We start from the raw sequence: 13,743 nt of genomic DNA, 5'->3' as shown, positions 1-13,743 counted from the left end.
CTGTACTCAAGCAGGCTGTACTAAAGCTGAGTGAGGGCGACCCATCTCGTTATTTAGCATTGACTAATGCTAAGTGTTAAACGCGCGATCTAAGGACAGATTCTTGTCAATCCCCAAGGTTGGAGAAGGAGTATTAAGCGCGAATATGAACCGTATTGGTGTGGTTGATCAGTATCGCCACAGAGGGGGCGAATACTGAAGATAATGAACTTGCTTGGAGCGTTAACTGTGCTTCAGTGCAGGCGCTAACACGTCAATAGCGATAAGCAAGAGGCGGAGAGTGTAACAGAAAAATGCGTTATTGTCGTTAAATTGTCTTTAAAATCATTGTTTTGCATTTATGTTTTTCGGCTGTTGCCAGATGCGAGCGCAGCATCGCCTAAAACCAAATCGATAAATAAATCGCCTTAGGGGATTTTTATCTCTGATTTTCAAGCCATTATTCAGCATGGCGTTAACCCAGTCTCACGCGCCTGGTAACATTTTATTCTCAAGCCTGTTACCGAAAATGCTGGAGTCGAAAAAAGCGATTAACTCGCGAGTACGTCCCTTAGTGCAGGTTCGAGCCGCTCAAAACGGAAACTAAACCCCGCATCGAGCGCATGTTTGGGAAGCACAAATTGTCCTTCGATAAGTAATTCCGCCATTTCGCCCATGGCGAGTCGCAGCATAGCGGCTGGGGTCGTGATAAAGGTCGGGCGATTTAACACTCGGCCTAGGGTGGTGGCAAACTCGGCGTTACTGACAGGATTGGGCGCGGTGGCATTGAAAATACCTTCGCATTCGTCATGGTTGAGTAAGAAGTCTATCAGCGCCACCATATCCTGAATGTGGATCCAACTCATGCCTTGGCAGCCGTGGCCTATCGGTCCACCGAGTCCTAATTTAAACGGCGGCAACATCTTTGCGAGTGCGCCGCCATGGCCAAGTACTATACCCGTGCGTAGGATGCAGACGCGGGTTTTACTGGCGGCTTCTAGTGCGAATCGCTCCCATTTTTGACAAATCTCATGGCTAAACTCGGGATGTGGGGCCGCGGTTTCATCAATGGGGATGGCGCCTTGGCGGCCATAAAAACCGATGGCAGAACCACTTATCATTACCTTGGGCGGGTTGCTGCTGTTCAAAATTAGTTGGCTAAGCTTTGCTGTGGTATTCCAGCGGCTATCGCAGATGCGCTGCTTTTGCTGCGCGCTCCAACGTTTAGCAACAATGGGCTCGCCGGCGAGATTTATTACTGCATCGATATGATTTAAATTATCAATTTCATCCAAGGTACTTAGATATTGGTGCTGGGGGCCTAATAATTGCCGACTGCTGCCGGGGTGGCGGGTCAGCAAAACCAATTCATGTTGATTGGCTAAATGGGTGACTAATTGCTGGCCAATAAACCCACTTGCACCCGTTATCAATATCTTCATCGTCGAGTCCTTGGTGATAGTTTTCTATGATTATAAGCAATATACGATAACGGGCGAGTGGGGATCACTCTATTGGTGCTTTTGGTAACACAACTCCATCGACACCGAATCGGCAAAGCGCAGGGCGTGGGGCTTATCGATTTCGACACTGGCAAATTCGACCCAAGGGTGCTCACTGGCGATGGCTAGTGTCTGGCTGGTGAGGTTTTCAAGCAGTGAGAAGCGATTGTTTTCAATCAACTCAATAATTTTTTTTGTGATCGTACGATAATTCAGCGCATCGTCGACATTATCACTGTTGCGCGCCTTGTCGGCACAGTAGTGGATGACGACATTGACGATCACATCCTGCCGATTTTGGATTTCATCTTCTTTTATACCGATAAAAGTGCGCAGTCTTAAGTTTTTAATGCGTATAATCGCGGTTTCTGGTTTCATAATGACAATCTAGTTTTATGGCTTAGGTGATTGAGTTTGAGACTTTTCTTGGGCTAGCCTAACAACTTTATCAAAGATCAAGAAGGATTTTTACGCCATGACACGTTCCAATACGCCGTCTGCCGCTTACAAAGGTTTTGCCGTCATGGCCTTTGTGGTGATTATTTTGGCAGGGATAAAGGCCGCCAGCCCGATTGTTGTTCCCTTTGTGCTATCCAGTTTTATTGCGGTGATCTGTAATCCGGCGATTGGCTTGATGACCAAATACCGCGTACCTAAATGGCTCGCCGTGATCCTGTTGATGGGTTTTATCGTGTTGATGGGCTTGTGGCTGGCTTCGCTAGTGGGCAGCTCTATTAATGAGTTTTCAAAGCAGTTGCCGCAGTATCGCGATCAGCTGGTGGAGCAGTTTTCCTGGGTGCTGCATAAGTTGCAGGCGCTAAATATCCAAATCTCCAAGGAGCAAGTGCTGGCCTATTTCGACCCCGGCATGGCGTTGTCTATGACCACCAATATGCTCTCGGGTGTCGGCAATGTGATGGCAAATTTGTTCCTGATCATTCTGACCATCGTCTTTATGTTGTTTGAGGCGCAGTCTCTGCCGAAAAAACTGCATTTGGCACTGGATGATCCGGATATGCGTTTAAAGCAGATTGACCGTTTTCTGCAATCGGTGAATCAATATATGGTGATCAAGACCTTGGTCAGTTTAGCGACGGGCTTGATTGTCGGCGTGGGGCTTGCGTTTATAGGAGTCGATTACGCGCTGCTTTGGGCTGTTATCGCCTTTTTATTCAACTATATTCCCAATATCGGCTCGATTATTGCGGCCATTCCCGCCGTGTTGTTGGCCTTTATCCAATTAGGCCCCGCAGCTGCGGGCGGAACTGCGCTGCTGTACGTTGGGGCCAATATGGTAATGGGCAACGTAGTAGAGCCTAAATTTATGGGTCGCGGTCTTGGGCTTTCTACCTTAGTGGTGTTTTTATCGTTAATTTTTTGGGGGTGGTTGTTGGGCTCGGTCGGCATGTTGCTGTCGGTACCCTTAACCATGGTGGTGAAAATCGCCCTCGAATCCAGCAAGAGTGGTAGCTGGTTAGCCATATTATTATCCGACGATGTGGATGATAAACTGGTGGGCCAATCGACAAGCATCGCTCCGATTTCTGAACCTGTCGATACCCATTCAACAGATAATAAGTAGTAGATAATGCAACGTTTTATAGAAGCACTGGCGACGATTGAAGTCGGTGAGGATGCTGCGCGATTATTCCATGGCCGCGGCGGTTATTACCCAGGCTGTGAACATCTTTGTTTAGATTGGTTCGCGCCCGTGTTGTTATTGACCAGTTTTATTCCCCTCGATGCGGCCGAGTTGACCCGGTGCCAACAGGCGATTACAGCACGTTGGCAAGCGATACAGCCCAATCGGCCGCTAAACTTGGTGTATCAATACCGTAGTGGTGGTGAAACCTTTAGCCAAATACTGGTGGGTGAGGTGCCCGATCCCCATGTGGTTACCGAAAACGGCGCCCAGTTTCAGGTTCATTTATTGCGGGGACAAAACCACGGTTTGTTCCTCGATATGGCCAACGGCCGTGAATGGGTCAGGGCCCATGCACGCCATAAGAAAGTGCTGAATTTGTTTGCTTATACCTGTGGTTTCTCGGTGGCAGCACTGCAGGGCGGTGCCGATGAAGTAGTGAATATGGACATGAGTAAAGGGGCGTTAGCCATAGGCAAGCAAAATCATCTGCTGAATGGCTTTAGCGCGGGTGCCCGCTTCTTAGGGCACGATATTTTTAAGTCTTGGGGTAAGTTACGTAAGTTAGGCCCCTATGACATAGTGGTTGCCGATCCGCCGAGTAATCAAAAGGGCAGTTTCGTGGCGACTAAGGATTATGTGCGTTTGATCAAGCATTTACCGGAGTTGTTAGCCGAGAATGCCGAAGTGTTACTCTGTTTAAATGCGCCGGAACTCGATACCCAGTTTTTACGTCAGCAAGTAGAAGACGCCGCGCCTGCACTCGAATACCTTGAGCGCTTACCCAATCCCGCCGCCTTTGTTGATGTCTCTGAGGAGAAATCATTAAAGGTGCTGCGTTACCGCTTAAAGGCTTAAAGCCACTCCTCATAAAACGCCATAATAAGAGCTAGATAGGCCTTATGATGGCGTTTATGATGCTACTTCGCGCTTTATCCTGTTATCCTCTACCAAGCCAGTGAATAACCTAACCACTCAGAGCGTTGCGATTGCCTATGATGTTCAATGTCAAGACTGACATTATGCGTATCTCCGAGCATAAGCATTGAAATACCAGCATCTAACTTATCCTTTGCATCGAGTGGGATATTCATTCGAACGATAAACATATGGAACTCCAATATCTCAATCATAGCTATGGCTGGATTGGATGGTGAGTTTTGCGGCTTAACACTCATGAAAGCATTCAATCGACCTTCTATTCGCACCATTATTAATGTAGAGCTGATTATGTCTGTCTCACAGGATGCTTTGTGTGCAAGCTCATTATGGCTATGCAAACTGAAAGACTTTCAGCTATCTATACTTTTTAAAGGCTTTTTTAGCCTTTAAAGCCATTTTTATCTTTTAAATCGAAACAAAACTGAAAGTTTTCTGTAATTGCTGTTCTGGCTTTGATATACTCAGCGCCACGGAAATTCCCTTTCCTCATGGGCAAAATGTCAGCATAGAACGGCATGCCTTTGCGACCTTACAAAATCGAGCAGGAGTTGTTATGGAAGTTCATGAATACGAAAACGCTTACTACCAAGTTAAAGACGATGTAATGACGTCTTTACCTGAACAGAGCGAAGAAGAAGCGGTATAAGTTCTGTAAGCCAACAATTACAGTACGGGTTCTGAGTCTGAAGTAACAAATACAAGCACAAAAAAATCGCAACCTTAGGGTTGCGATTTTTTTATCTGATGTTGGATATCAAGCTGAAGGGAGTGATAAATCGTTTAACCATTCACCTTACGTTTTTCGGGCATGATCTCGACGATAATCCACTTGCCTGCGATTTTATGTAAACGAATCGTTCTGTCATCAATCCAAGGTTGTCCGCCCTTTAAGCCCTTCATTTTGACAACTACCATGACGTCTTTGGTGAACTTACGGAAAAAGTCGATATCAATATCATCAATTTCCATTTCGACATTGGTCATCGACAGGCTAAGCACATTACGTTGTACCGCGGCCGCGATATAGTAGTGGGTGAGTACCTCTTTGAGCGGCTCATTGACATACTGCTTGGCTTTTTCGACATCTCGCTCAACATAAATCGCACTAAAAAAACCAAGGCTAACTTCTTCTGGTGTTAGCACGGGTTGCTCTGTATTTGCAGGCTCGCCACAGCCAAACAAAAACAATAGTGAAAGGAAAAATAAGGTTCTCATGGCTTTTCGTTATAGGAATTTGTCATGAGTATCGCGATTTTAGCGGTCATGTTCAAGTTTTGTAATAATGGAGGTCACTGCCGAAAATACCTTGACTCTGAACTGCCGCTTATGGCATATCTTAAAGAATTGCTCGATTGGGTTATCCACAGAATCTGTGGAAAACCATGTTGAAGACTAGATGGATACTTTTTAAGTTGCTGATTGTATATTGTTTTATTTGCTGGTTAAAAAGTGACGCTTTTCTGAAGCCTGCTTCTTTTACCATTTCCTTGTGGATATTTTCTTAGATTTTCTCAGTCTATTCACAACCTGTGATTTTCAAGAAATAGCATTTTCATGGTGTTTTGTGGATATTTTAAGCGTTTAATGCTGCCCATTTTACAACGGATTATCAGCGGGAATAAAAAAGCACTGAACAGGTCAGTGCTTTTGTGATGATGCTTTAGCTGAGTATATTAGGCTTTGTTAGCATCGTTTTGTGACGCTTGAATCGCCGTCAGTGCGATAGTGTAGACGATATCGTCCACTAAGGCGCCGCGGGATAAGTCGTTCACAGGCTTACGCATGCCTTGCAGCATTGGGCCAATACTGATGAGGTCAGCACTACGCTGTACTGCTTTGTAGGTGGTGTTACCCGTGTTGAGATCTGGGAACACAAATACAGTCGCTTGACCCGCAACAGGGCTGTTAGGCGCTTTAGAACGAGCCACGTTTGGCATAACGGCCGCGTCGTATTGCAGTGGACCATCGATAACCAGATCAGGACGTTTTTCTTTCGCGATACGGGTCGCTTCACGCACTTTATCCACATCCGAACCAGTACCAGAGTTACCCGTTGAGTAGCTGATCATTGCCACTCTTGGTTCGATGCCGAAGGCTTTAGCAGATTCTGCCGATTGAATGGCGATATCGGCCAGTTGTTCAGCGTTAGGATCGGGGTTAATCGCACAATCACCGTAAACCAGCACTTGGTCTGGCATCAACATAAAGAAGATAGAAGAAACAAGGCTAGAACCCGGTGCGGTTTTGATCAGTTGCAGCGGCGGACGAATCGTATTGGCCGTGGTGTTTACCGCGCCAGAGACGATACCATCAACTTCGTTTTGCGCCAGCATCATAGTGCCGAGCACCATGTTGTCTTCTAACTGCTCTTTGGCAACGACTTCAGTCAGGCCTTTGCTGCGACGCAGATCGAGCATTGGTTCAACATAGCGATCACGTACATCATCGGGGTCGACAATCACAACGCCTTCGCCAAGTACTACGTCTTGTTGGGCTGCAATACGCAAGATTTCATCTTTTTTACCTAACAGCACGCAACGCGCAATGCCTCGTTCGGCACAAATCGCGGCGGCCTTGATGGTACGTGGCTCATCACCCTCTGGCAGCACCACGGTTTTGTGGGCGGCGCGCGCAAGTTCGGTGAGCTTATAACGGAACGCTGGAGGTGATAAGCGATGTTCCCTTGGAGAGTTTTTGGTCACGCTTTCAATCCAGCTTTGGTCGATATGGCTGGCAACGTATTCCTGAACTAAATCGATACGCACTGCATCATCCACCGGTACTTCGTGGTCAAAGCGTTGGATGTTTAATGAAGTCTGCCAAGTGTTAGTATCGATGAGGAATACTGGTAAACCTGTCTCGAAGGCCTGTTCACACAGTTTCAGAATTTCAGGCTCTGGCTCGTAGCTACCCGTCAGTAGCAGGGCACCAATCTTCACGCCGTTCATGGCGGCAAGGCACGCTGACACAATCACATCGGAGCGATCGCCTGAAGTCACCAGCAGTGAATCTGTCTTAATGTGGTTGACCATATTGGGCAAACTGCGGGCGCAGAAGGTGACTTTACGCAGGCGGCGGGTGTTCATCTCGCCGGCATTGAGAATGCGGGCACGTAAATGCTTAGCCAGATCCGATGCGCGTGGCGCGACCAAATCGAGGTTGTAAGGCACGCTACCTAAGATCCGCAGTGGGCTCTTACCCGGCAGTTGGAACATGATGGACGCATCAGAGCGTTGCACGCCTTGATGATCGAACACTTCCGATAAGTCTGGGCGCGCGCGACCTTCATCGTCCACCGGTGCACCAATCTTGTTGATCACTGCACCAATCAGACGTTTGTTGTTTTTGCCGCCCCATGAGTTGTAGGCAATTTCAAGGCGGTTCATCAGGCCTGTTGGCGTGTCGCTGCCGGGTGTGGCAATGAAAATCACGTCCGCGTCCATTGCCTTGGCGATAGCGTAGTTAACGTCATCGGCAAAGGGATGGTTGCGGGTAGGTACCAGACCTTCAACAATCAGGGTTTCGGTGTTGCTGGCGCATTCCGCGGCGCGGGCAATGATTTGCTCCATCAGCACATCAGTTTGGTCAGCGCGGATCAGTGCTTCGGCATGGGCCATATCGAAGGGCTCTAATGGATTAACCGTGGGCGATTTGCTTAAAATCGTGGTAGAGCGCTCTGGGCCATTATCATTAGGACGTAGCTGGGAAATGGGTTTAAAGAATTGGACTTTTACCCCGTGGCGCTCTAATGCACGCACCATACCTAGGCTTAAGGAGGTCAGGCCAACTCCTGTGCCTATGGGGATTAACATAATATTTCGAGACATAAAAACCTCTAAGTTCGATGGTTTTTGGCAGAGTAAGTCGTCTCTGCTGCTTTGCTTGTGTTTATTTAGCTGTAGGTCGCTAACAACAAAGCCGTTTGGCAGAGCAAACGGCTTGGATCATCTTATTATTTAGTAATGAGTTTAATCGAATCTTCGGCGATAACCCACTCTTCGTTGGTCGGGATGACCATGGCAACAGTACTGTTGTCTGTGGTGATGATGCCTTTCTTGCCGAAGCGGGCCGCTTTGTTTCGCTCACTATCGACATGGAAATTGAAGATTTGTAGCAGATTGAGCACTTTCTCGCGGATGAGATCGGAGTTTTCGCCGATACCACCGGTAAAGACCACGGCATCTAAACGACCGAGTGGCACAGTGTAAGACGCGATATATTTCGCCAGACGGTAGCAGAAGATTTCCAGTGCTAAGGTCGCGCCTTTGTGACCATCGGCATAACCTTCTTCGATGCCACGGCAATCGTTGGTCAGTTCAGAAATCCCTAACAAACCACTTTGCTTGTTCATCAGATTGTTGACTTCTTCCAGTGTATAACCCAGTTGGTGCACTAAGTGGTAGATAATTGATGGGTCGAGATCGCCACAGCGAGTGCCCATGACTAAGCCTTCAAGTGGCGTCAGTCCCATTGAGGTATCAACACTCTTACCGCCTTTAACCGCCGTCACCGAGGCACCGTTGCCTAAGTGCGCGCAGATCACATTGGTTTCTTCTAAAGGTTTGTTCAACACTTTAGCGGCTTCACGGCTGACAAACAGGTGGCTAGTGCCGTGCATACCATAGCGGCGGATACCGTGTTCACGGTACAGCTTGTATGGTAGAGCGTAGATAAAAGCGCGCTCAGGCATGCTTTGGTGGAATGCAGTATCGAACACCGCCACTTGTGGTAGTTTAGGGAAAGACGCAATGGCTGCGCGAATACCGATAAGGTGCGCAGGGTTATGCAGTGGCGCCAGAGATGAACACTCTTCAATTCCTTTAATCACATGCTCGTCGATGATCACTGAGCGGGTGAACTTCTCACCGCCGTGTACGATACGGTGACCTACGGCCTGAATTTGCGCGGCTAATTCAGGTTGACCGGCAAGGATTTTATTGACGATAAATTCAACGGCTTCACGGTGAGCGGTAAATGCACCTAAAGAGGATTCATGCTTTTCACCGTTGATTTTCCATTTAATGCGCGAGTCTTCTAAGCCAAAACACTCGGCTAGGCCAGAGATCTGATCGTCACCTGTTTGCGCGTCAATGACGGCAAATTTGAGTGAAGAGCTACCGCAATTGAGTACTAAAACCAGTTTATTAGACATGTGTAAACCTTTTGCCATTGTGTTTAAGTTAACGATTCAAAATCTTGGGAACGCTTGCGTAATTTGCCATCACAGTCTTGGGGCGCAGTGCCAGATTGTGCTATGGTAAAAGCAGTGTTCCTCTGTTGTAGGTGTCTAAAATTGAGTATCAATATTCTCAAAACCTTAGGTGACGGTCGTCGTTATATGAAGACGTGGCCTATGGTTAGACAACTGGGTTTGTATTTTCCTGAGTATCGGGTGGTACGCGCCACTCAGCTTGCCATTCTGGTGATGCCAGTGCTGGCGATTTTGGCGAGTGTGAGTCAGATTTATACCTATGGTTGGGCGTTTTTACCTCAAGCCATCACAATCGCGTTGTTCTTTATTAGCCTGCCGTTGCAGGGCTTATTATGGTTAGGCTGGCGTGCGCGCCATCCATTACCTTTATCGCTGTTCGACTGGAGTAATCAGTTGAGTGCGAAATTGTCTGCCATGGGCATTCATTGCCAATCCTTGGGCGCTAAGGCGTGTTACCTTGATATGGCGCTCATCTTAAAAATAGCCTTTGAGCGCTTAGATGCCAGTTATTGGGAGGAGCTTTAAGCCTCCCTTGGCGTCTTAATACACCGCATTAATCCCCTGTGAGCTAAACACGGCTTTAATTTTTTCCATGGTGTCGCGACTCGGTGGTGCGACGCCATCGAGTTGATAGCTTTCTCCCATCGCTTCCCACTTGTGTTTACCCAGTTCGTGGTAGGGCAGGAGTTCAACTTTTTCAATATTCTTCATGGGCTTGATAAATTCGGCCAGTTGTAATGCCGAGGCTTCATCGTCGGTAAATCCACCCACGACCACATAACGTATCCAGGTAGGCTGATTGCGTTTGGCGAGGTACTCGGCAAATTGCAGCGTTCTGTGGTTACTGACCTTTGTCAGTTCAATGTGTTTATCGTCATTCATTTGTTTGATATCAAGCAACACCAGATCGGTATGATCGAGAAGCTCATCAATCACTGGCGTGTACTTACGCACAAAGCCGTTGGTATCTAAACAGGTATGAATGCCTTCTTTTTTACAGGCTTTAAAAAGTTCGGCGACAAACTCCGCCTGTAATATGGCTTCGCCACCGCTGGCGGTCACACCGCCGTTGCTGGCATCGAGGAAGGGGCGGTAGCTAATGATTTGGCTCATTAACTCGTCGACCTGTACTTCTTTGCCACCATCAAGATCCCAAGTGTCACGGTTATGACAATACTGACAGCGCATTAAACAGCCCTGCATAAAGGTGATAAACCGTATGCCTGGACCATCCACTGTGCCAAAGGATTCCACTGAGTGGATCCGACCGGTAACTGCCATTGTGACTCCTGTTGAAATAAGTGAGGCTGTAGCACATTGTACTACAGCCTTACCTAATTTAGCTTACAGACCTTTTGTGAAAGTACGTGTGATCACGTCTTGCTGCTGCTCTGGGGTCAAAGAGTTAAAGCGCACTGCGTAACCCGATACCCGGATGGTCAGTTGTGGATACTTGTCAGGGTTAACGACCGCATCCTCAAGCATTTCACGGTTCATCACGTTAACGTTCAAGTGTTGACCGCCTTCGTGTCCTTCGTTGTGGGCGAAATATCCGTCCATCAACGCCGCGAGGTTAGTACGGCGACCGTCTTCATCTTTACCTAAGGCATTAGGCACGATGGAGAAGGTGTAAGAGATACCGTCCTGTGCGTGGGCAAAAGGCAGTTTTGCCACTGAGGTTAACGAGGCAATCGCGCCTTTCTCATCACGGCCGTGCATTGGGTTTGCGCCCGGTGCAAATGGTGCACCTGAACGGCGACCGTCTGGCGTGTTACCGGTTTTCTTACCATAAACCACGTTAGAGGTGATGGTCAGAATTGACTGAGTTGGGATAGCGTTGCGGTACATTTTACGGTCGCGGATCTTCGACATAAAACGTTCAACTAAGTCACAGGCGATATCGTCGACGCGTGGGTCGTTGTTACCAAATTTTGGATAATCACCGCTGATCTCAAAGTCGACGGCAATGCCGTTTTCATCGCGTACAGGTTTAACTTGAGCGTACTTGATGGCTGACAGTGAGTCGGCCGCGATTGAAAGCCCTGCGATACCGCAAGCCATAGTACGACGTACGTCTCTGTCGTGCAGCGCCATTAGCGCAGCTTCGTAGGAGTACTTGTCGTGCATGTAGTGAATAGCGTTCAGTGCCGTGACATATTGGGTTGCTAACCAATCCATCAGGCCGTCTAAGCGATTCATCACGTCATCGAAGTTCAATACTTCGTCGGTGATTGGGTCGGCTTTTGGCGCGATTTGGATTTTCAGTTTTTCGTCAACGCCGCCGTTAATCGCATACAACATGGTTTTGGCCAAGTTTGCACGGGCGCCGAAGAACTGCATGTGTTTACCCACAACCATTGGGCTCACGCAGCAAGCGATAGCGTAATCGTCAGATTGGAAATCTGGGCGCATTAAGTCATCGTTTTCGTACTGGATTGAGCTAGTGTCGATAGACACTTTCGCGCAGTACTTTTTAAAGCCTACAGGCAGTTTGTCAGACCAGAGCACAGTGATGTTTGGCTCTGGGCTTGGGCCCATAGTGTATAAAGTGTTTAAGAAACGGAAGCTGGATTTAGTTACCAGTGTACGGCCATCTAAGCCCATACCGCCGATTGATTCAGTTGCCCAAATTGGATCGCCTGAGAATAACTCATCGTATTCTGGAGTACGTAGGAAACGCACCATACGCAGTTTCATCACGAAATGGTCAATCATTTCTTGAGCTTGTTGCTCTGTGATAACGCCGTTTTTCAGATCGCGCTCGATGTAGACATCGAGGAATGATGAGGTACGGCCTAAAGACATTGCCGCGCCGTTTTGGCTCTTCACAGCGGCTAAGTAGCCAAAATATGTCCATTGAATCGCTTCTTTGGCGTTAGCGGCTGGGCGAGAAATATCGAAACCGTATTTAGCCGCCATGGTCTTCATTTGACCTAGAGCGCGGTGCTGCTCGGCAATTTCTTCACGCAGTTGGATAACGTTAGATAAATCTTCGCCGGCTTCAAACTGGGCTTGCAGTGAGCTGAACTGGGCAAATTTATCCTTCATTAAGAAGTCGATACCGTAAAGTGCAACACGGCGATAGTCACCGATGATACGGCCACGGCCATAGGCATCGGGTAAACCAGTTAATACGCCGGATTTACGACACGCCATGATTTCAGGGGTGTAGACGTCGAATACGCCTTGGTTGTGGGTTTTACGCAGTTCTGAGTAGATGTATTTTACATCGGCGTCGAGTTCGCGGTTGTAAGCGGCACATGAGCCTTCAACCATGCGAATACCACCGTTAGGTAACATAGCGCGCTTGAGCGGCGCGTCGGTTTGTAAACCAACGATAGTTTCTAAATCTTTATTGATATAACCCGCGTCATGGGAAGTGATGGTAGAGACCATCTTAGTATCAAAATCTACTGGCGCGTGGGTGCGGTTTTCTTGCTTGATGCCTTCCATCACTTTGTCCCACAACTGGGTTGTGGCTTCGGTGGCACCGGCTAGGAATGACTCGTCACCTTCATAGGGAGCATAGTTTTGTTGAATAAAGTCACGTACATTGACTTCAGATTTCCAATCGCCAGGGGTAAAACCTTCCCATGCGTTGGCAAACAGTTCAGTTTTGTCGGTCATCGTACTAATACCTTTTGGTTGAGATAAAGGTCATTGGCGCTCATGGGTAAACCATGTTGAGTATAGGCCAATCGCTATTTCCTGATTAAAGCTCCCTTCAAGATGACGCCCTATGATGGGAACTGGAACTTGGGGATGTTTATCGCGCCAAGTGTCTGTCTATTGATACCCGATAAGATGACAAATATTCGTTTAACTTGGATTATCGGCTATCGATAACTCTTTTATAAATTGGTAAGACCAATTATCCATGAGCATATTAACATAGCTCTTATTCTCTCGCATCTTAAACGGACGAGTTTGTGCCCAGTTGATCGCAAATTTGCTAGCGAGGTAGCATTTTTTTAGCACAATAAGGTTTAAAGCACGCTTTTGCTGGCCTAATGGCTGCCAATCTCATCGCTTATTTGATTGACTGTCGCGCTTTTAACCGACGAAAGCTATCACCGTATCGAATGATTTTAATTGTTTACGATTTAGGCGGCCTTTGGCCTGATAATGCAGTCGTCACAAAAGGCTCGTTTATACGGGATGCTTGGTGGTAGGGCATTTGACTGAAAATGAGCCGATATGAAATCGTTCCGTTTGAGGGGATAGAAAACATGATTGTTTTTCCTCAAATGAATGTAGCGCGAACAGTAGCGTCGTCAACAAGCCGTCATCTTGATTAGTGAAACTCGCCTTCTGTAAGGTTAAATCTGCTTCATCTTACCTAAAAATGCTCTTTAAAAGAGCAATGGCAAAAAGGTGAAAATCGACTAAAATTGGTATGACCAATTAACCTTTTATGTTTATGGCTTCAAAAATTTTACATTTTACCTGTGAATAACATCACGCTT

General features: G+C 47.3%; 11 protein-coding genes. 3 read left to right on the top strand and 8 right to left on the bottom strand.

Going from position 1 to position 13,743, the window contains the following annotated elements; translation table 11 throughout:
* Positions 1 to 530: 530 nt before the first annotated feature.
* Together SHD_RS06310 and folX are read right to left on the bottom strand one after the other, a co-directional pair.
* Positions 531 to 1,421 (bottom strand): TIGR01777 family oxidoreductase, encoded by an 891-nt coding sequence (locus tag SHD_RS06310; RefSeq protein ID WP_023266337.1) that lies wholly within the window; start codon positions 1,419 to 1,421, stop codon positions 531 to 533.
* A gap of 69 nt (positions 1,422 to 1,490) precedes the next feature.
* A complete protein-coding gene (gene folX, locus SHD_RS06305) occupies positions 1,491 to 1,859 on the bottom strand; it encodes a dihydroneopterin triphosphate 2'-epimerase (protein ID WP_023266336.1) in 369 nt (122 codons plus the stop codon).
* A gap of 97 nt (positions 1,860 to 1,956) precedes the next feature.
* On the opposite strand from folX, the gene SHD_RS06300 reads away from it, so the two are divergent.
* Together SHD_RS06300 and SHD_RS06295 are read left to right on the top strand one after the other, a co-directional pair.
* Positions 1,957 to 3,063 (top strand): AI-2E family transporter, encoded by a 1,107-nt coding sequence (locus SHD_RS06300; protein WP_023266335.1) that lies wholly within the window; start codon positions 1,957 to 1,959, stop codon positions 3,061 to 3,063.
* Between the two features lie 6 nt (positions 3,064 to 3,069).
* Complete coding sequence (locus SHD_RS06295) at positions 3,070 to 3,981, top strand: class I SAM-dependent methyltransferase (RefSeq protein WP_023266334.1); 912 nt, start codon at positions 3,070 to 3,072, stop codon at positions 3,979 to 3,981.
* Positions 3,982 to 4,070: 89 nt separating this feature from the next.
* Here SHD_RS06295 and SHD_RS06290 read toward each other — a convergent pair whose 3' ends face one another.
* From SHD_RS06290 to ackA, 4 genes are all read right to left on the bottom strand, one after another.
* Positions 4,071 to 4,232 carry a hypothetical protein gene (locus SHD_RS06290; protein WP_235056944.1) on the bottom strand — a complete coding sequence of 54 codons (162 nt, stop codon included), beginning with the start codon at positions 4,230 to 4,232 and terminating at the stop codon, positions 4,071 to 4,073.
* A 613-nt stretch (positions 4,233 to 4,845) separates the two neighbouring features.
* Positions 4,846 to 5,280, bottom strand: coding sequence for a hypothetical protein (locus SHD_RS06280; protein WP_023266330.1), 435 nt, complete (start codon positions 5,278 to 5,280; stop codon positions 4,846 to 4,848).
* A gap of 458 nt (positions 5,281 to 5,738) precedes the next feature.
* Entirely contained in the window at positions 5,739 to 7,892 is a 2,154-nt protein-coding gene (pta, locus tag SHD_RS06275) for a phosphate acetyltransferase (RefSeq protein ID WP_039977696.1), read from the bottom strand.
* A 125-nt stretch (positions 7,893 to 8,017) separates the two neighbouring features.
* Entirely contained in the window at positions 8,018 to 9,217 is a 1,200-nt protein-coding gene (ackA, locus tag SHD_RS06270) for an acetate kinase (RefSeq protein WP_039977694.1), read from the bottom strand.
* Between the two features lie 141 nt (positions 9,218 to 9,358).
* On the opposite strand from ackA, the gene yfbV reads away from it, so the two are divergent.
* Positions 9,359 to 9,802, top strand: a complete 444-nt coding sequence (gene yfbV, locus SHD_RS06265; RefSeq protein WP_084294847.1) for a terminus macrodomain insulation protein YfbV — start codon at positions 9,359 to 9,361, stop codon at positions 9,800 to 9,802.
* A 15-nt stretch (positions 9,803 to 9,817) separates the two neighbouring features.
* On the opposite strand, the gene pflA is transcribed toward yfbV, so the two are convergent.
* Positions 9,818 to 10,558: a pyruvate formate lyase 1-activating protein gene (gene pflA, locus SHD_RS06260; protein ID WP_023266326.1), complete on the bottom strand. Its 741-nt coding sequence runs from the start codon at positions 10,556 to 10,558 to the stop codon at positions 9,818 to 9,820.
* A 63-nt stretch (positions 10,559 to 10,621) separates the two neighbouring features.
* Positions 10,622 to 12,904 carry a formate C-acetyltransferase gene (gene pflB / locus SHD_RS06255; protein ID WP_023266325.1) on the bottom strand — a complete coding sequence of 761 codons (2,283 nt, stop codon included), beginning with the start codon at positions 12,902 to 12,904 and terminating at the stop codon, positions 10,622 to 10,624.
* Positions 12,905 to 13,743 lie beyond the last annotated feature (839 nt).

The sequence above is a fragment of the Shewanella decolorationis S12 genome, from assembly GCF_000485795.1.
Taxonomy (GTDB): domain Bacteria; phylum Pseudomonadota; class Gammaproteobacteria; order Enterobacterales; family Shewanellaceae; genus Shewanella; species Shewanella decolorationis.
Note: the sequence above shows the minus strand (reverse complement) of the source record. Positions and strands in the feature narration are given on the sequence as shown.

What these genes read in the sequence shown, in the direction of transcription:
- SHD_RS06280 (WP_023266330.1), bottom strand. Translation starts at nt 5,280, where the DNA reads ATGAGAACCTTATTTTTCCTTTCACTATTGTTTTTGTTTGGCTGTGGC.
- pflB (WP_023266325.1), bottom strand. Translation starts at nt 12,904, where the DNA reads ATGACCGACAAAACTGAACTGTTTGCCAACGCATGGGAAGGTTTTACC.
- SHD_RS06295 (WP_023266334.1), top strand. Translation starts at nt 3,070, where the DNA reads ATGCAACGTTTTATAGAAGCACTGGCGACGATTGAAGTCGGTGAGGAT.
- SHD_RS06290 (WP_235056944.1), bottom strand. Translation starts at nt 4,232, where the DNA reads ATGTTTATCGTTCGAATGAATATCCCACTCGATGCAAAGGATAAGTTA.
- folX (WP_023266336.1), bottom strand. Translation starts at nt 1,859, where the DNA reads ATGAAACCAGAAACCGCGATTATACGCATTAAAAACTTAAGACTGCGC.
- SHD_RS06310 (WP_023266337.1), bottom strand. Translation starts at nt 1,421, where the DNA reads ATGAAGATATTGATAACGGGTGCAAGTGGGTTTATTGGCCAGCAATTA.
- SHD_RS06300 (WP_023266335.1), top strand. Translation starts at nt 1,957, where the DNA reads ATGACACGTTCCAATACGCCGTCTGCCGCTTACAAAGGTTTTGCCGTC.
- ackA (WP_039977694.1), bottom strand. Translation starts at nt 9,217, where the DNA reads ATGTCTAATAAACTGGTTTTAGTACTCAATTGCGGTAGCTCTTCACTC.
- pflA (WP_023266326.1), bottom strand. Translation starts at nt 10,558, where the DNA reads ATGGCAGTTACCGGTCGGATCCACTCAGTGGAATCCTTTGGCACAGTG.
- pta (WP_039977696.1), bottom strand. Translation starts at nt 7,892, where the DNA reads ATGTCTCGAAATATTATGTTAATCCCCATAGGCACAGGAGTTGGCCTG.